At 71.8% G+C, this 17,457-nt stretch carries 13 protein-coding genes; 7 read left to right on the top strand and 6 right to left on the bottom strand.

Annotated elements, in window-relative coordinates:
* Positions 1–114 precede the first annotated feature (114 nt).
* The gene (locus ACGFI8_RS01370) at positions 115–534 is read right to left on the bottom strand and encodes a PH domain-containing protein (RefSeq protein WP_392798298.1); all 420 of its coding nucleotides are present in this window, start codon (positions 532–534) and stop codon (positions 115–117) included.
* Positions 535–825: 291 nt separating this feature from the next.
* Between ACGFI8_RS01370 and ACGFI8_RS01375 the strand changes: the two genes are divergently transcribed.
* A complete protein-coding gene (locus ACGFI8_RS01375; protein WP_392798301.1) occupies positions 826–4,356 on the top strand; it encodes a hypothetical protein in 3,531 nt (1,176 codons plus the stop codon).
* An 80-nt stretch (positions 4,357–4,436) separates the two neighbouring features.
* On the opposite strand, the gene glyA is transcribed toward ACGFI8_RS01375, so the two are convergent.
* Positions 4,437–5,699: a serine hydroxymethyltransferase gene (gene glyA, locus ACGFI8_RS01380; protein WP_392798303.1), complete on the bottom strand. Its 1,263-nt coding sequence runs from the start codon at positions 5,697–5,699 to the stop codon at positions 4,437–4,439.
* A gap of 153 nt (positions 5,700–5,852) precedes the next feature.
* A complete protein-coding gene (gene ilvD / locus ACGFI8_RS01385; protein ID WP_392798306.1) occupies positions 5,853–7,706 on the bottom strand; it encodes a dihydroxy-acid dehydratase in 1,854 nt (617 codons plus the stop codon).
* A gap of 236 nt (positions 7,707–7,942) precedes the next feature.
* On the opposite strand from ilvD, the gene ACGFI8_RS01390 reads away from it, so the two are divergent.
* The 3 genes from ACGFI8_RS01390 to ilvC are packed head-to-tail and all read left to right on the top strand — an operon-like array spanning position 7,943 to position 11,347.
* A complete protein-coding gene (locus ACGFI8_RS01390) occupies positions 7,943–9,778 on the top strand; it encodes an acetolactate synthase large subunit (protein ID WP_392798309.1) in 1,836 nt (611 codons plus the stop codon).
* 15 nt (positions 9,779–9,793) lie between these two features.
* The gene (gene ilvN, locus ACGFI8_RS01395) at positions 9,794–10,312 is read left to right on the top strand and encodes an acetolactate synthase small subunit (protein WP_344613581.1); all 519 of its coding nucleotides are present in this window, start codon (positions 9,794–9,796) and stop codon (positions 10,310–10,312) included.
* A gap of 21 nt (positions 10,313–10,333) precedes the next feature.
* Complete coding sequence (gene ilvC / locus ACGFI8_RS01400; protein WP_392798313.1) at positions 10,334–11,347, top strand: ketol-acid reductoisomerase; 1,014 nt, start codon at positions 10,334–10,336, stop codon at positions 11,345–11,347.
* Positions 11,348–11,502: 155 nt separating this feature from the next.
* On the opposite strand, the gene ACGFI8_RS01405 is transcribed toward ilvC, so the two are convergent.
* Positions 11,503–11,934 (bottom strand): TipAS antibiotic-recognition domain-containing protein, encoded by a 432-nt coding sequence (locus ACGFI8_RS01405; protein ID WP_392798316.1) that lies wholly within the window; start codon positions 11,932–11,934, stop codon positions 11,503–11,505.
* Positions 11,935–12,273: 339 nt separating this feature from the next.
* Between ACGFI8_RS01405 and serA the strand changes: the two genes are divergently transcribed.
* From serA to ACGFI8_RS01420, 3 genes are all read left to right on the top strand, one after another.
* Positions 12,274–13,884: a phosphoglycerate dehydrogenase gene (gene serA / locus ACGFI8_RS01410; protein WP_392798319.1), complete on the top strand. Its 1,611-nt coding sequence runs from the start codon at positions 12,274–12,276 to the stop codon at positions 13,882–13,884.
* Positions 13,885–14,024: 140 nt separating this feature from the next.
* On the top strand, positions 14,025–15,053 hold the full coding sequence (locus ACGFI8_RS01415; RefSeq protein ID WP_392798321.1) for a 3-isopropylmalate dehydrogenase: 1,029 nt from the start codon (positions 14,025–14,027) through the stop codon (positions 15,051–15,053).
* Positions 15,054–15,179: 126 nt separating this feature from the next.
* Positions 15,180–16,277 (top strand): branched-chain amino acid aminotransferase, encoded by a 1,098-nt coding sequence (locus ACGFI8_RS01420; RefSeq protein ID WP_392798323.1) that lies wholly within the window; start codon positions 15,180–15,182, stop codon positions 16,275–16,277.
* 78 nt (positions 16,278–16,355) lie between these two features.
* Here the strand turns inward: ACGFI8_RS01420 and ACGFI8_RS01425 are convergent, their stop codons facing one another.
* Together ACGFI8_RS01425 and ACGFI8_RS01430 are read right to left on the bottom strand one after the other, a co-directional pair.
* Positions 16,356–16,625 (bottom strand): hypothetical protein, encoded by a 270-nt coding sequence (locus ACGFI8_RS01425; protein WP_392798325.1) that lies wholly within the window; start codon positions 16,623–16,625, stop codon positions 16,356–16,358.
* Between the two features lie 191 nt (positions 16,626–16,816).
* Positions 16,817–17,347: a carboxymuconolactone decarboxylase family protein gene (locus ACGFI8_RS01430; protein ID WP_392798327.1), complete on the bottom strand. Its 531-nt coding sequence runs from the start codon at positions 17,345–17,347 to the stop codon at positions 16,817–16,819.
* Between the last annotated feature and the right edge of the window lie 110 nt (positions 17,348–17,457).

Here is a 17,457-nt window from a genome sequence, read left to right on the forward strand (position 1 = left end):
TTCCCACGGCACTTCCCGGCCCGCATCGTCGACGCATGGTGCAGATCCGCATCGCCCACGGAATCGGTGCGCAGGCCGTGCCGATCAACCGTGTGGAAGCGGCGTCCAGGCGGCTCAGGCGGTCGGCTGGGCCGGCTCCGCAGGCTCGTCTTCGGTGGTCGCGGGGCGGTCGGTCTCCAGGTCGCGCCCGCTCGCCTTGACGAGTCGCGGGAGGTCCGCGGGACGTACCGCGTCCAGGGGCACCAGGTGGCCGTTGGCGAGACGGGCCTGCACCGTCCGGCCATCGGACACCAGGCCGTCGACCGCGTTCCACGGCACGGTCCGGCTGCCCAGCAGGGCGCGCACGGTGAAGCCGCGCTCGTCGACGTCCGTGCCGGCCCGCCAGGCCCAGACGCTGATGGCGAGCGGCACCAGGAGTACCGCCAAAAACCAGACACTCTCGGCGAGCAGCGGAACGGCACCGATCACGGTGATGCCCGCGGCGACGGCGAGCGCTGCACTGCGCCGGAACTTGACCTTGACCTGGGTGCTCACCCCGCCATCCTCCCACCTTCAGAGGAACTGCTTCCGGGCGGTGGGGCGGGCATACTGAGCGCCGTGGGGGATGAGAACTGGTGTCCGGGGCGGCCCGGCCGCCTACGCCCGGTCCGGCTCGACCGGGCTGCCCGCCGGTCGACCCGGACCAGGCGTTCGCTAGCACCGGCGGCCGGAGTTACGCTCGGTGCCGTGTTTGACGAGATCGCTCCCGGACGCGTTGGCTTGCCGGGCGATCGGCGTCGATATGTCCAGCTTTGCGGGTTGTCGGTCGTGGCGGGAGGCTAGGACTTGACCACCACTTTCCGCGGCGACGCGCCTCCTTCGTGGACCGCCGGTGTCAAGAGCAGCAGGCGGGTCGGGGTGCGCCCGACCGGAATCGTGGCCGGCGCGCTACTGGCCGTGGCGACGGTCGTCGCGCTGGCCGTCGCCGGCTGGGGCATCAAGGAGCTCAGCATCCTCTGGGGCGCGGCCGCGATCGCGGCGCTCGCCGGTGTGGTGGTGCTCACGCTGCGCGGCTTCCCGCTCTTCGCGATCCTGACCGGCGTCGCGGGTGCGGTCGCGTGGGGCGTGGCCACGCGCGGGCGCCTGCCCGAGAGCTGGTTCGACATCCTCGGCGTCCTGGCGTTCATCGGGATCAATCTGGCTTTCGTGGTACCGCTGGCGGGCGCCTTCCTGTCCGCCCTCCTGCTCGACGCGCGTCGTCTGTCCCGTCTGTCCATCGACGAGGCGGTGAGCGGCCGCCGCTGGTGGGGCAAGCCCGACGACCACCTGCCGCGCCTCAAGCAGCTCGAGGCGATCCCCAGCGCCCGCTTCTTCGCCCTGGGCGAGGGCGGCTGCACCCACCTCGTCGCCGCCGGCCGCCGCGTCGCGCTGTTCCTGCCCACGGTCTGGCCGCACGGCGAGTTCACGATGGACGCCGCGGGCCAGGTGCTGCGCGGCGGCCGCCTGTTCGTGCCCGGCTCGGAGGACGTCGACGGCCTGGCCGCCGAGATCCACACGTGGCGCGAACAGCTGGCCAAGGTCGGCGGCGCCGTCCGCGGCTACCTCGTGGTGGCCCCCGCGCGCGGCGACGTCAGCGAAGACCTCGTGATCTCCGTCGCCCCCGGCGAGCACCTGCACCTGGTCCACGCCCACGAGATGGCCGAGGCCGCGGGCCGCTGGCTGTCCGCCGAGCCGTACCACGTGGACCTGCACGTCATGGAGCGCCTGCTGGTCATCGCCGCCGGCAACAAGCTGCCCGAGCCGCTGTCCCTGCCGCGCACCTTCGCCCGCGAGGCCTCCGACCCGCCCACGGGCCGCGACGCCCTGCCCACCGACGCCGCGTTCGCCGCGGCGGCCGGCGAGGACGCGGCACCGACCCCGCCGACGCTGGTCGGCTCGGCCGACCCGTCCGCGCCCACCCCCACCGTCTGGCGCCCCGGCAACGGCGCGATGCGAGCCCGCCTGGGCCGCCTGGCGCGCGGCACCACCGCCCGCGGCGACACCCCGGACGCGGACACCCCGCCGGACGCCGACCCGATGCCCGACACCCCCCACGACTACGACGACGCATTCGCCCCGACCACGCGCAGCCGCAACGACGACGTAGCCCCCGCGCGCGGCCGCAACGACGATTTCGCCCCGGCACGCGGCCGCGGCGACGTTTTCGGCATCGGGGACCGCGAGGATGCGTTCGGCAGTGCCTCGCGCGGCCGCGACAATGCGTTCGGGCGTGCTCCGGACCGCGATGCTTCCGGCCGCGGCGTTCCAGGCCGCGCGGACGCGGGCGGCGACGACCGCACAGATGCCGGTCGCGACTCGGCGGCGTCCTGGGAGGCGCGATCGACCCGGGAGCTGGTCGGCAACTGGGACAACGACTCCGCAAGCCGGCTGGCGGCGTGGGCGGCTGAGGGGACGTCCTCGTCGTACGACGACACCCCGGAACCCCCGCCCGCTGAGCCGACCCGGCCGGGACGCCGGCGAACGGAGGGCGACGGCGGTTCCGGCACGTGGTCGCCCGAGGCGTCGTGGTCGAGCACGGGCGGCGACGACGCATCGGCGTCCGGGGATCGGCTCCGGTGGGGCAGCGGAGCCGACGACTTCCCGGTCACGTACGAGGCGGGGACGTGGTCCAGCTCTCCGGCCGACGAGGGCACGAGCAGCCGTGGGCGCGCATGGACCGAGCCCGAGGAGACAGGCTCCGCTTCCGAGCGTGCGGTGACGGAGCCGTGGACTGCGGCACCCGCATCCGAGCCTCCGGCGTCCGAGCCATGGACCGCGGCGCCCGCGCCCGCGCGTCCGGCGGTGGAGCCCTGGACTGCCGCGCCCGAGTCTCCCGCGACCCCGTCGTGGCGCGACTCGTTCGCGCCCGAACGGCCGTCGTTCGACTGGTCCTCGGCCGAGGCACCTCCGGTGGAGCGGCCCCCTGCGGAGCCGGCGCCGGTCGAGGCGCCGTCGGTGGAGTGGCGTTCCGTGGAGACGCCGCCCGCGGAGCCGTCGTCGGCACAGCGGTCGTCCCCGGAGCCGCCGTCGGTGGAGTGGCCGTCGGTCGACTGGCGTGCCGCGGCCGCGCCGCCCGCGGAGGCGTCCGAGGTGCAGCGGTCGTCGGTGGAGCGGCCGTCGGTTGCGTGGCGTGCCTCGGAGACCTCTCCCGTGGAGGCGTCTGCGGTGGAGCGACCCTCGGTGGAGTGGCGGGCGGCGGAGCGGCCGTCCTTCGAGCGTGGAGCGGGGGACCGGCCGTCCGTCGCGCGGCCTCCCGTTGAGCGTGGGGAGCGGCCCTCGTGGGGCGGGAGCCTGTTCGAGGGGGATGCGCCCGAGCTCGTGGCCAAGCCGCTCGAGTTGCGGCGGTCCTGGGAGTCGGACCCGGCCTCGCGGTCGGTCCGGCGGCGGGATCGGGCGTCTCAGCAGGCGGCCGAGCACGGAGCCTCCGAACCCCGCGCGGGTGCGGAGTCCGGCATTTCGGACCCGAACGATCGGAGCGCCGGGGCCGGGGCCGGGACGCGGCCGAGCGTTGGCGGCGCGCGTGAGCAGGCCGGAAGCACCGGGGCATGGACCGGCGTTCCGGAGGCCGATGACCGGCCCGTGAGCGGCGGGGCCTGGCCGAGCCGGCCGCATCCGCGCGAGGAGGCCGGGCGCGCCGAGGCGTTCCCGAGCACTCCGGACCCGCGTGATGAGGTCGGCCGCGCCGGGACGTGGTCGAGCGCTCCGGACCTGCGTGATGAGGTCGGCCGCGCCGGGACGTGGCCGAGCGCTCCGGACCCGCGGGACGGGGGCGGCCGCGCCGGCACGTGGCCGAGCGCTCCCGACCTGCGTGAAGACGGCGGGCGCGCTGAGGCGTGGACAGGTGCGCCGGATCAGCGTGGGCAAGACGCGCGCGCGGAGGCGTGGCAGGGGCAGGGTGCCGGCGCGGGCGGGGGGCCGGAGGAGGCCTGGTGGGACGGCGAGGCTAAGCCGGCCGAGGTCGTTGAGAAACCCAAGCGCTCACGTTGGGGGCGGAACAAAGGTGCCGGCAAGGACGCCGCACCGGCGGCCGCGGCTGCGGCCGAGCCGGAGCTCGGGGGCGCGAGCGGCGGCCCCGGGCGGGCGACCGAGGCGACCAGCCGATGGGACCGCACGGCGGCCAGAACCGACGCGGGCACCCCAGACCGAGTCGCCGGTGGGTATCAGGACGGCGGGTACCAAGAAGGCGATCGCCGCAGTGGTGAGGCGGAGCAGGGCGGGGACCGGATTCCTGAGCAGCGCAAACGGGACGCGGGGGCGTTCGACGATCTCGCGCCGCTCGAGCTCAACCTCGACGAGGAGCCCAAAGAGCGATCCCGGCGGTTCCTTCGCCGCAAGTAACGCACGGACCAAAGCGCGAAGAGCGAAACGACGAAGGGGCGCCCCGGCGAGCGGGGCGCCCCTTCGTCGCAGGGCAGGTACTACCGCCAGCCGGCCATCGGATATGCCGACAGCAGCTCCCGGACCTCGCCCGCGATGACGTCCAGCACCGGCTCGTCCTCCTTCACGGCGGCGTCCACGGCGCGGGAGATCCAGTCGGCCACCTGGGGCATCTGGGCCTCGGTCAGGCCGCGCGTGGTCAGCGCCGGGGTGCCGAGCCGCACGCCCGACGGGTCGAACGGCTTGCGGGTGTCGTACGGCACGGTGTTGTAGTTCGTCTCGATGCCGGCGCGGTCCAGGGCCTTCGCGGCCGGCTTGCCGCCGATGCCCTTGCCGGTGAGGTCGAGCAGGATCAGGTGGTTGTCGGTGCCGCCCGAGACCAGGTCGAAGCCGCGCTCGATGAGGGCCTCGGCGAGGGCCTTGGCGTTGGCGACGATCTGGTGCGCGTACGCCTGGAACTGCGGCGTCGCCGCCTCACCCAGCGCGACCGCGATGCCCGCGGTGGTGTGGTTGTGCGGGCCGCCCTGCAGGCCGGGGAAGACCGCCTTGTCGATGGCCTTCGCGTGCTGCTCGTCGCACATGAGCATCGCGCCGCGCGGGCCGCGCAGGGTCTTGTGCGTGGTGGTCGAGATGACCTCGGCGTGGCCGACCGGGGACGGGTGCGCGCCACCGGCGATCAGGCCGGCGATGTGGGCGATGTCCGCGACGAGCACGGCGCCGACCTCGCGGGCGATCTCGGCGAAGCGCGGGAAGTCGATCGTGCGCGGGATCGCCGTACCACCGGAGAAAATGATCTTCGGCCGTTCGCGCAGCGCGATGTCACGCACCTCGTCGAAGTCGATGCGGCCGTCGGACTTGCGGACGGTGTACTGCACGGCGCGGAACCAGGCGCCGGTGGCCGAGACCGACCAGCCGTGGGTCAGGTGGCCGCCCATCGGCAGCGCCATGCCCATGACGGTGTCGCCCGGCTTCGCGAGGGCCATGTACACGGCGAGGTTGGCCGGAGAGCCGGAGTACGGCTGGACGTTCGCGTGGTCGACGCCGAAGACCGACTTGGCCCGGGCGATCGCGAGCGACTCGATCGGGTCGATGAACTGCTGGCCCTCGTAGTACCGCTTGCCGGCGTACCCCTCGGAGTACTTGTTGGTCAGGACGGTGCCGGTGGCCTCCAGGACGGCCTGGGAGACGTAGTTCTCCGAGGCGATCATGCGGAGCGTGTCGTGCTGCCGCTCGGCCTCGTTCTGGATCAGACCAGCCAGCTCCGGGTCGGCCTCGGTGAGGGCGGTCAGTGCTGGGACGTGCATGCGCTTCCTCCTGGCAGGTGCCGATCGGGCACCCAGGCGCGCGGTGCCGGCGATTCTTTGGAGCTCCCCGGTGGTCGGTTCCACCTTGATGTGCGCCAGTCGCAGATGACGTCGCCGATCGTAGTGGAACCGGCCGCCGGGGAACGTGTCCGGTTACGGAACGCGCCGGTAAGCGCCGTCGCTCGCCGAGGTTGCCATCGAGGCGTAAGCGCGCAAAGCGGCCGATACCGGGCGCTCCCGGTCGGTCGGGGTGTACGGATGGTCACGCTTCTCCTGCGCGACGCGCCGGGCGGCGAGCTCCTCGTCGCCGACGCGCAGCTCGATGGAGCGGGCCGGGATGTCGATGTCGATCGTGTCGCCCTCCTCGACCAGGGCGATCAGGCCGCCGCCGGCCGCCTCGGGGCTGATGTGGCCGATCGACAGGCCGGAGGTACCGCCGGAGAAGCGCCCGTCCGTGATCAGCGCGCAGGCGCGGCCGAGGCCGCGGCCCTTGAGGAAGGACGTCGGGTACAGCATCTCCTGCATGCCCGGCCCGCCCTTGGGGCCCTCGTAGCGGATGACCACGACGTCGCCCGCGACGACCCGCTTGGCGAGGATGCCCTCGACGGCGTCCTCCTGCGACTCGAAGACGCGGGCGCGCCCGCTGAAGCGCAGGTTCTCCTCGGGCACGCCGGCGGTCTTCACGACGCAGCCGTCCGGCGCCAGGTTTCCGAACAGGATCGCCAGGCCGCCGTCGGCGCTGTACGCGTGCTCGACGCTCCGGATGCATCCACCCGAATTGTCCACGTCAAGCGAGTGCCACCGATTCGTCGTGGAGAACGGCTCGGTGGTCCGCACGCCCCCGGGCGCCGCGTGGAAGAGCTCCAGGGCCTCGTCGGACGCCTTGCCGCCGCGGATGTCCCAATTGTCAATCCATTCCCGAAATGTCGAGCTGTGAACCGACGTCACGGACTCATCCAGGAGACCCCCGCGAGAGAGCTCGCCCAGGATCGCCGGAATCCCACCGGCCCGGTGGACATCCTCCATGTGGTACTTCTGCGTGTTCGGCGCCACCTTGGCCAGACACGGGACCCGGCGGGAGATCGCGTCGATGTCGGCCACGGAGAAGTCCAGCTCGGCCTCGCGGGCGGCGGCCAGCAGGTGCAGCACGGTGTTGGTCGAGCCGCCCATCGCGACGTCCAGCGCCACGGCGTTGGCGAAGGCGGGTCGCGAGGCGATCGCGCGCGGCAGGACCGAGGCGTCGTCCTGCTCGTAGTACCGCTTGCACAGCTCGACGATCAGCGACCCGGCGCGCTCGAACAGGCCGCGGCGGGCGGCGTGCGTCGCGAGGGTCGAGCCGTTGCCCGGCAGCGCCAGGCCGATCGCCTCGGTGAGGCAGTTCATGGAGTTGGCGGTGAACATCCCGGAGCACGACCCGCAGGTCGGGCAGGCGGAGCGCTCGATCTGGCCGAGCTGCTCGTCGGTGACGGCCTCGTTCGCCGAGGCGATCATCGCGTCGATGAGGTCGAGCTTGGCGTCCTTCTCGTGCACCACGCCCGCGATGGCGACCGTCTTGCCGGCCTCCATCGGGCCGCCGGAGACGAACACGGTCGGGATGTTGAGGCGCAGGGCCGCGAGCAGCATGCCGGGCGTGATCTTGTCGCAGTTGGAGATGCACACGAGGGCATCGGCGCAGTGGGCCTGCACCATGTACTCGACGGCGTCGGCGATGAGCTCGCGACTGGGCAGCGAGTAGAGCATCCCGCCGTGGCCCATGGCGATGCCGTCGTCGACGGCGATGGTGTTGAACTCCTTGGCGACCCCTCCGGCCTCGGCAACCGCGTCGGCGACGATCGTCCCGAGGTTGCGGAGGTGGACATGGCCCGGCACGAACTGCGTGAAACTGTTGGCGATGGCGACAATCGGCTTGCCGAAGTCGGAGTCGGTCATGCCGGTGGCGCGCCAGAGGGCGCGTGCGCCGGCCATGTTGCGACCAGAAGTAGAGGTCTTGGACCGCAGCTCGGGCATACCTGTGAGTCTGACACGTTCCGCATCCTGGGATCGGTTGACTCAGGCGGTGAGATGCGTCAGAGTGGGCACATGTCGTCGAGGTCGCTCCGAGTACTTATCATCTAGCGCGCCGACGCCTGCCGTCAGCGCGCTAGCCCCCCGTGCCGAGCACGTGGGGTTTTTTCATGTCCGGAGCTATTCCCCCATGAACTCTGAGCCTGCCTAGACACCTTCGAGCGAAAGTGCGTACTGCGATGACGAGACCCACGCCAGAAGTCCTCGCCCACCGAGCGCATCCGGCACCGCCGGCGGCCGACAGCAAGAAGCCCCAGTCTTCCCAGGCGGAGCTGCTCACCGGCGCGCAGGTACTCGTCCGCTCGCTCGAGGCCCTCGACGCCGACGTCGTGTTCGGCATCCCCGGCGGCGCGATCCTGCCCGCGTACGACCCGCTGTTCGACTCCGAGAACGTCCGGCACATCCTGGTCCGCCACGAGCAGGGCGCCGGCCACGCGGCCACCGGCTACGCGCAGGCCACCGGCAAGGTCGGCGTCTGCATGGCCACCTCCGGCCCGGGCGCGACCAACCTGGTCACCCCGATCGCCGACGCCTACATGGACTCCGTCGGCATCGTCGCCATCACCGGCCAGGTGGCGTCGCAGTACATCGGCACGGACGCCTTCCAGGAGGCGGACATCGCCGGCATCACGCTGCCGATCACCAAGCACAACTACCTGGTCAAGTCGGGCGAGGAGCTGCCCCGGGTGCTCGCCGAGGCGTTCCACCTGGCCAGCACCGGCCGCCCCGGCCCCGTCCTGGTCGACATCCCCAAGGACGTGCTGCAGAAGCAGACGACGTTCAAGTGGCCGCCGGTGATGGAGCTGCCCGGGTACCACCCGACGCTGCACCCGCACGGCAAGCAGATCCGCGAGGCGGCCCGGCTGATCGCCGCCGCGAGGCGCCCCGTCCTCTACGTCGGCGGCGGCGTGATCAAGGCGCACGCCTCCGAGGTGCTGCTCAAGCTGGCCGAGCTGACCGGCGCCCCGGTCGTCACCACGCTGATGGCGCGCGGCGCGTTCCCCGACTCGCACCCGCAGCACCTGGGCATGCCGGGCATGCACGGCACGGTCGGCGCCGTCTACGCGCTGCAGAAGTCGGACCTGCTGATCGCGATCGGGGCCCGCTTCGACGACCGCGTCACCGGCGACCTGTCCACGTTCGCGCCGAACGCGCAGGTCATCCACGCCGACATCGACCCGGCCGAGATCGGCAAGAACCGGGTCGCGGACGTGCCGATCGTCGGCGACGCCAAGCACGTCATCGAGGAGCTCATCGCCGCGGTGACGGCCGAGCACGCGGCCGGGCACCGGCCGGCGCTCAAGGACTGGTGGGCGACGCTGGACGACATCCGTGGCCGATACCCGCTCGGTTACGAGGAGCCCGCCGACGGGACGCTCTCGCCGCAGTACGTCATCGAAAGACTCGGCAAGATCGTCGGCCCGGACGCCATCTACACCGCCGGGGTCGGCCAGCACCAGATGTGGGCGGCCCAGTTCATCCAGTACGAGCACCCGGCCACCTGGCTCAACTCGGGCGGCCTGGGCACGATGGGCTACGCGGTCCCGGCCGCGATGGGCGCCAAGGTCGGCATGCCGGACAAGACGGTGTGGGCGATCGACGGCGACGGCTGCTTCCAGATGACCAACCAGGAGCTGGCGACCTGCGCCCTGGAGGGTATCCCGATCAAGGTGGCCGTCATCAACAACGGCAACCTGGGCATGGTCCGGCAGTGGCAGACGCTGTTCTACGACCAGCGGTACTCCAACACCGAGCTCGGCACCCACAAGCACCGCATCCCCGACTTCGTGAAGCTCGCCGACGCGCTGGGCTGCGTCGGGCTGCGCTGCGAGACCAAGCGCGACGTCGACGCCACGATCGAGGCCGCGATGAAGGTCACCGACCAGCCGGTCGTCGTCGACTTCGTGGTCGGCAAGGATGCAATGGTGTGGCCGATGGTGGCCGCTGGCACCAGCAACGACGAGATCATGTTCGCGCGGGGCGTCCGCCCCGCGTTCGACCAGGACGACCTGTAGGGAAGTCGACCGATCATGGCCAAGCACACACTCTCCGTCCTGGTGGAGAACAAGCCCGGCATACTGGCCCGCGTCGCCGGCCTGTTCGCCCGGCGCGGCTTCAACATCGACTCCCTGGCCGTCGGCGAGACCGAGCACCCCGAGGTCTCCCGGATGACGATCGTGGTCAACGCGGACGAATCCCCGCTGGAACAGGTCACCAAGCAGCTCAACAAGCTCGTGCAGGTCCTGAAGATCGTCGAACTCGACACCACCGCCAGCGTCCAGCGCGAGCTGCTGCTGGTGAAGGTGCGCGCGGAACGCCCGGTGCGCTCGCAGGTCCTCGAGACCGTGAACCTGTTCCGGGCCCGCGTGGTCGACGTCGCCGCCGACGCCCTCACCATCGAGGCGACCGGCACGTCGGAAAAGCTGGACGCGCTGCTTCGTGACCTGGAGCCGTTCGGTATCAAGGAAATGGTCCAGTCCGGCGTCGTGGCCATCGGCCGCGGTTCGCGCTCCATCACGACCGGTCCGGCGCTCCGCGCCGCCTCCTGAACACTTTTGAAAGGAAACACAATGCCCGCCGAGGTGTATTACGACGACGACGCCGACCTGTCGTTGATCCAGGGCCGCAAGGTCGCGGTGCTGGGCTACGGCAGCCAGGGTCACGCCCACGCGCTGAGCCTGCGTGACTCCGGCGTCGACGTGCGCATCGGCTTGCCCGAGGGGTCCAAGAGCCGTGCCAAGGCCGAGGAGCAGGGCCTGCGCGTCCTCACCCCGGCCGAGGCCAGCGCCGAGGCGGACGTCATCATGATCCTCGCGCCCGACACCGCGCAGCGCTCGCTCTACGCCGACCACGTGGCCCCGAATCTGACCGCCGGCAAGGCGCTCTTCTTCGGCCACGGCCTCAACATCCGCTTCGGGCTGATCACGCCCCCCGCGGACGTGGACGTGTGCATGGTCGCCCCGAAGGGCCCGGGCCACCTGGTCCGCCGTCAGTTCGTCGACGGCAAGGGCGTGCCCTGCCTGGTCGCCGTCGAGCAGGACGCCACCGGCAACGCGCTGCAGCTGGCCCTGGCCTACGCGGCCGGCATCGGCGGCACCCGCGCCGGCGTGATCAAGACGACGTTCAAGGAAGAGACCGAGACGGACCTCTTCGGCGAGCAGGCCGTCCTCTGCGGCGGCGCGTCGGCCCTGGTCCAGACCGGCTTCGAGGTCCTCACCGAGGCGGGCTACGCCCCGGAGATCGCCTACTTCGAGTGCCTGCACGAGCTCAAGCTGATCGTGGACCTGATGTACGAGGGCGGCATCGCCCGCATGCGCTACAGCGTCTCCGACACCGCCGAGTACGGCGACTACACCCGCGGCCCGCGCGTCATCGACGCGCGGGTCAAGGAGGAGATGAAGCGCATCCTGGGCGAGATCCAGTCGGGCGAGTTCGCCCGCGAGCTGATCGCCGAGGACGACGCGGGCCGCCCGAACTTCATCAAGTACCGCGAGCAGGGCGCCAACCACCCGATCGAGGAGACCGGCAAGCAGCTGCGCTCGATGATGAGCTGGGTGGACCGCCCCATCACCGAGACCGCCTGACACGCCGCGGGGCCCCTCACCGTGAGGGGCCCCGCATGTTTTTTATGGCTCGGGCCGCGTCACCTGCGGACCGTTCCTCCCGCGAGACAACGGGCCGGGGCCTGCCTCAAGGGCGGCCCCGGCCCTGCCAGGTCCGTCGTGCCAAGGGCCTCTGATCAGCCCTGACGGGCGGCGTTGGCGTGGATCGCGTCGCGGATGTACTGCGCCAGCCCCGGGTGCTCGGTGTCGTAGTTCGCGGTGAACCGGGGATCCGCGACGTACATGTCGCCGAGCCCCCGGTGCGCCTCGACCGAGCAGTCGTAGAACCAGCGCGCGATGTGCTGCCGGTGCGCCTCCGCGAGGTCCATGGCCCGCGGATCGGAGGCCGCGACGCCGCCGGTGAACGCCGCCACGAACGCCGCGGTGTTCTCGGCCGCCTCGCCCTTGATCCGCGCCCAGTCATCCTTGGTGTAGCTCGCGGCGCGCCGCGTCGACTGCCGGTAGGCGTCGGTGTCCCCCCACCGCTCGCGCGCCTCGTCGGCGTGCGCGTCGGGATCGAAGTCCCCGAAGAGTTCGCGCTTCTCCTCGGGCGTCAGGTTCGTCGTCATGCGCTCAAGCCTGGAGTCTCCCGCCGCTGGAGAGTCAACCCCGAAGCCAGACCCCGGATAAGTCGGGCGCTCCGCGCCACGACTTATCCGACATTTCACGATAAAGCGGCTCGTGCCCGCCCTGCGACGCCTCCCCGAGCCCGCGGCGGCGGCGCGACGATCGGCATCGGTGGTTGTGATCGCGCTCACGTCCTTGCGGCCACGGGCCATTGGAGCTGCGGGCCTACCATCGCCTGAAGAGGCCGACCGCCCGGCCCTTGCGCGTTTCCCCCATGCGTGGCGGGCAGTGCCGCGCGCCCCGCAGTCGACGCCAACCGAAGCCCGGAAGTCGAGGACGCTATGACCCTCCCTCCTGACCGCCCGGTGGTGCTCATCGCCGAGGAGCTGGCCCCGTCCGCTCTCGAGGTGCTCGCCGACGACTACGAGGTCCGCCACATCGACGGCACTGACCGGCCCGAGCTGCTCGCCGCGCTCACCGACGCCAGTGCCGTGATCGTACGCAGCGCCACCCAGATCGACGCCGAGGCGGTCGCCGCGGCGCCCCGGCTGAGGGTCGTCGCCCGCGCGGGCGTCGGCCTCGACAACGTCGACGTGCCGGCCGCCACGGCGCGCGGCGTCATGGTCGTCAACGCACCCACGTCCAACATCGTCTCCGCCGCCGAGCAGGCCGTCGCGCTGCTGCTCGCCGTCGCCCGCAACACCGCCGCCGCGTCCGCCGCGCTCAAGGCGGGGGAGTGGAAGCGGTCGAAGTACACCGGCGTCGAGCTGTCCGGCAAGGTCGTCGGCGTGGTCGGGCTCGGCCGCATCGGCGTGCTCTTCGCCCAGCGCATGGCCGCGTTCGGGGTGCGCCTCGTGGCCTACGACCCGTACATCCAGCCCGCCCGGGCCGCGGCGCTCGGGGTACGCCTGCTGGGCCTCGACGAACTGCTGCGGGAGAGCGACTTCATCTCGATCCACCTGCCCAAGACCGCGGAGACGGTCGGCATCATCGGCGTGCGCGAGCTCGCGCTGGTCAAGCCCGGCGTGCGGATCATCAACGCGGCGCGCGGCGGCCTGGTCGACGAGCAGGCCCTCGCCGACGCGATCGCGGACGGGCGAGTCGCAGGCGCCGGCATCGACGTGTTCGCGAAGGAGCCGTGCGTCGCCTCGCCGCTGTTCGCGTTCGACAGCGTGGTCGCCACGCCGCACCTGGGTGCCTCGACGGTGGAGGCGCAGGACAAGGCCGGGCTCGCGGTGGCGCGCAGCGTCAAGCTCGCCCTCGACGGCGAGTTCGTCCCCGACGCGGTGAACGTCCAGGCCGGCGGCGTCGTCGCCGAGGAGATCCGGCCGCTGCTGCCGCTCGCGGAGCGGCTGGGCGCGGTCTTCACCGCCGTGGCCGGGGGAGTCGCGTCCTCGGTGACGGTCGAGGTGCGCGGCGAGGTGGCCAAGCACGATGTGTCGGTCCTCAAGCTGGCCGCGACGAAGGGCCTGTTCGGCAGCGTCGTGGCCGAGCAGGTCACGTACGTCAACGCCCCGCACCTGGCCGCCGATCGAGGTGTCGAGGTCGCCCTCGCGGTCTTCACCGACTCCTCCGACCAGCCCAACCTGGTGACCGTGCGTGGAGCGCTTCCAGACGGGCGGGTAGCCTCGGTGTCCGGCACGTACGTCGCCGGCCCGCGCGAGGCGCTGAAGCTCACCGACATCGACGGCTTCAGCCTCGAGCTCGCGGCCGAGGGCGTGCTGCTGTTCTTCCGCTACGCCGACCGCCCCGGCGTGGTGGGGACAGTCGGGTCGATACTGGGTTCGGCGGGGGTGAACATCGCGGCGATGCAGGTCGCCCGGCGCGAGGCCGGCGGGGAGGCGCTCATGGCGCTGACCGTCGACACCGCCGTGGAGGCGGACCTGCTCGGCGAGGCCCAGCAGGCCATCGGTGCGACCGCGGCGAGCACGGCGGACCTGTCCGCCGACTAGGGGACCTTCCTCCAACGAGGGCGGGGAGCGTGGCGGCGCTCCCCGCCCTCATTCCTTCTGCGTGATCCCAATGATCGGGACGCCCGTCCACGGAATAGGACGGCAGCGTACCGTTGACGGGTCTACGAAAGGGGTCAGTGGTGGCGAAGATCGCGGTTGTGGCCGGTGACGGCATCGGCACGGAGGTCGTGGCGCAGGCGCTGAAGGTGCTGCGCGTCGTCCTGCCGGGTGTCGAGACGACCGACTACGACCTGGGCGCCGCCCGCTACAACCGCACCGGCGAGGTGCTGCCCGGCAGCGTCCTGGAGGAGCTGCGCGGCCACGACGCCATCCTGCTCGGTGCCGTCGGCGACCCCAGCGTCCCGCCGGGCGTGCTGGAGCGGGGCCTGCTGCTCAAGCTGCGCTTCGACTTCGACCAGTACGTCAACCTCCGTCCCTCCCGCCTGTGGCCCGGCACGACCAGCCCCCTGGCGGGCGTCAAGCCGGGCGAGATCGACCTGGTCGTGGTCCGCGAGGGCACCGAGGGCCTCTACGTGGGCGCCGGCGGCAACCTGCACCCGGACACCGCCGCCGAGGTCGCCACCGAGGAGAGCCTCAACACCCGCCACGGCGTCGAGCGGGTCATCCGCGACGCGTTCGCCCGGGCCGCGAAGCGCCCGCGCCGCAAGGTGACGCTGGTACACAAGACCAACGTCCTCACCCACGCCGGCGGGCTGTGGGCGCGCACCTTCAACACGGTCAAGGCCGACTTCCCGGAGATCGAGACCGAATACCAGCACGTCGACGCCGCAGCCATGTTCCTGGTGACCAACCCGCAGCGCTACGACGTCGTCGTCACCGACAACCTCTTCGGTGACATCCTCACCGACATCGCCGCCGCGGTCACCGGCGGCATCGGCCTGGCCGCCAGCGGTTCGATCAACCCGGAGCGGGCCTTCCCGTCGATGTTCGAGCCCGTGCACGGCTCGGCGCCGGACATCGCGGGCAAGGGCGTCGCCGACCCGTCGGCCGCCGTGCTGTCCACCGCGCTGCTGCTGGACCACCTCGGTCACCCCGAGGCCGCGGCGCGGGTCAACGAGGCCGTCGGCGCCGAGGTGGCCACCCGGACCCCGGGCACCGCGCTGTCCACGGAGGCGATCGGTGACCGCCTCGCCGCGGCCGTGGCGTGAGCGTCGGTCCCCGACGCCACTTCCCCTACGCCCGACGCCCTGGCTGCGATTGAACGTCCGTTCGGGTAAGTTGCAGGCACGGCACGCGGCGTGAGCGTGCCGGCGCAACCTTTTGTGGAGGCATGCATGAACGGCGGTGAAACGCTCGATTTCGAGATTCTTCCGAATCCGCAGCCCGTAGCCGCCGCGGAGCGGTCCGCGCTGATGGCCAACCCCGGATTCGGCCGGATCTTCACCGACCACATGGTCACCGTGCGCTACGCCGAGGGCAAGGGCTGGTATGACGCCCGCGTCGAGGCGCGCGGCCCGATCCCGATGGACCCGGCGACCGCGGTCCTGCACTACGCGCAGGAGATCTTCGAGGGGCTCAAGGCCTACCGGGCCGCCGACGGCGGGGTGACGATGTTCCGCCCCGACGCCAACGCCGCCCGGTTCCGCGCCTCCGCCCGGCGGTTGGCGATGGCGCCGGTACCGCAGAAGCTCTTCCTCGACGCCCTCGAGGCGCTCATTCGGGTCGACCGCGACTGGGTCCCCGACGACCCGGAGGGCAGCCTCTACCTGCGCCCGTTCCAGTACGCCAGCGAGGTCTTCCTCGGCGTCAAGCCGTCCGCGGAGTACCTCTTCCTGATCATCGCCTCCCCGGTCGGCAGCTACTTCAAGGGCGGCGTGCAGCCGGTCAGCGTCTGGGTCTCGCGGGAGTACAGCCGCGCCGCCCCTGGCGGCACCGGCGCGGCCAAGTGCGGCGGCAACTACGCCGCCAGCCTGGTGGCACAGGCCGAGGCGATCGAGCACGGCTGTGACCAGGTCGTCTTCCTCGACGCGGCGCAGCAGCGCTACGTCGAGGAGCTCGGCGGGATGAACGTGTTCTACGTCTTCGACGACGGCTCGATCGCCACCCCGCCGCTGACCGGCACGATCCTGCCCGGCATCACTCGCGAGTCGGTGCTGCGGCTGGCCGCCGACCGGGGCTTCACGGTCCGGGAGGAGCAGTATTCGTACGACCAGTGGCGCGCCGACGCGACCAGCGGCCGGCTGCGCGAGGCGTTCGCGTGCGGCACCGCGGCGGTGATCACCCCGATCGGCACCGTGCGCGACGCCGACGGCGAGTTCACGATCGCCGACGGCAAGGCGGGCGAGGTGACGATGGGCCTGCGCGAGCAGCTCGTGTCGATCCAGCGCGGCACCGCGCCCGACCCGCACGGCTGGGTCCACCGCGTTCTGTAACCAACGCTTTACAACGAGAGCGGCGCCGGGCTCGTCCCGGCGCCGTTCGCGTCTTCGGATGCCCCGGCCTCGTCAGGCCTACGCCGACCAGCGGCCCAGGTTGGAGCCGCGGCCCATCCCCGGCTTGATCGCCCGCGGCAGCGGCCGGTCGTACGCCAGCTGGAGCGCCTCTTCCGCCAGCCGTGCGTCCGGGCACGGCCAGAACGCCTTGCACTCGCAGAAGTTGTCGGTCCGCGGGCGGTGCGCGTCGTGCAGGGCCCGAGCCACGCGCCACAGCATCGGGTCGGCGCAGCCCAGCGGCGGATCGACCGGCGGCTCGCCCGGCTCCGGCGGAACTCCGTCGATCATCCTGCCCCCAAGTCCAGCGCGACGGTGCTGATCGCCAACGGTAGCCGCCGTGCGCCCGCGGTCGCAGACACGCTGTGCGCAACTTGCACGACCGGATTACCGCATCTCGTACGACCGGGTCGCCGGAGGGGGCCGGAAATGCGTACGGGTGCCGGAGCCGCCACTCCGACACCCGTACAAGAGGAAAGCTCCTAGTCGAGAGCCGCCTCTGCATCGAGGGTTACCGCCAGCGCGTGAACCACCGCGGCGACGCGCAACACCTCGTCGACCACTTCGCGGGACACCCCTGCACCGCGAAGTGATCTTTCGTGCGATTCCAGGCACACCCCGCACCCGGTGATCGCGGATACTGCCACTGACCACGCCTCGATGTCGGCGGCGCCGACGCCGGGCGTGGAGCTCACCTGCCGGCGCAGCCGCGCCGGTAGGTGCTGGTACGCCTCGTCACCGATGAGGTGCTTGGCGCGGAAGTAGACGTTGTGGATCGCCATCCGCGACGCGACCGCCTTGGCCGCCTCGACGGCCTCCGGCTTCAGGTGGCCGCCGGCCTCGGCCGCGATGTTGCGGATCACGAAGGCGCTGCGGGTCGTCATCGCGCATGCGAGCGCGGCACCCCACAGTCGCTGCTCGTCCAGCAGGTCCCCGGCGAGCACCGAGTCGAGGTTCAGCTCGAGGTCCCGCGCATACGGCGGCAGGGCCGCCCGCAGCGTCGCGATGGACATCGAACCACACCTCCTCACTCACCTACGGTACTCACCAACCGTGATCAAAGCCCGGCAGCGTGGCGCTCACCGGAGCGGCTTCAACATTGCCGGGTCCTCGTTACGGGGAC

Source organism: Dactylosporangium sp. NPDC048998 (genome assembly GCF_043197855.1).
Classification (GTDB): domain Bacteria; phylum Actinomycetota; class Actinomycetes; order Mycobacteriales; family Micromonosporaceae; genus Dactylosporangium.

Coding starts and splice junctions, on each gene's coding strand:
- ilvD (WP_392798306.1), bottom strand. CDS start 7,706: ATGCCCGAGCTGCGGTCCAAGACCTCTACTTCTGGTCGCAACATGGCC.
- ACGFI8_RS01425 (WP_392798325.1), bottom strand. CDS start 16,625: ATGATCGACGGAGTTCCGCCGGAGCCGGGCGAGCCGCCGGTCGATCCG.
- ACGFI8_RS01390 (WP_392798309.1), top strand. CDS start 7,943: ATGACGAGACCCACGCCAGAAGTCCTCGCCCACCGAGCGCATCCGGCA.
- serA (WP_392798319.1), top strand. CDS start 12,274: ATGACCCTCCCTCCTGACCGCCCGGTGGTGCTCATCGCCGAGGAGCTG.
- ilvC (WP_392798313.1), top strand. CDS start 10,334: ATGCCCGCCGAGGTGTATTACGACGACGACGCCGACCTGTCGTTGATC.
- ACGFI8_RS01405 (WP_392798316.1), bottom strand. CDS start 11,934: ATGACGACGAACCTGACGCCCGAGGAGAAGCGCGAACTCTTCGGGGAC.
- ACGFI8_RS01430 (WP_392798327.1), bottom strand. CDS start 17,347: ATGTCCATCGCGACGCTGCGGGCGGCCCTGCCGCCGTATGCGCGGGAC.
- ACGFI8_RS01420 (WP_392798323.1), top strand. CDS start 15,180: ATGAACGGCGGTGAAACGCTCGATTTCGAGATTCTTCCGAATCCGCAG.
- glyA (WP_392798303.1), bottom strand. CDS start 5,699: ATGCACGTCCCAGCACTGACCGCCCTCACCGAGGCCGACCCGGAGCTG.
- ilvN (WP_344613581.1), top strand. CDS start 9,794: ATGGCCAAGCACACACTCTCCGTCCTGGTGGAGAACAAGCCCGGCATA.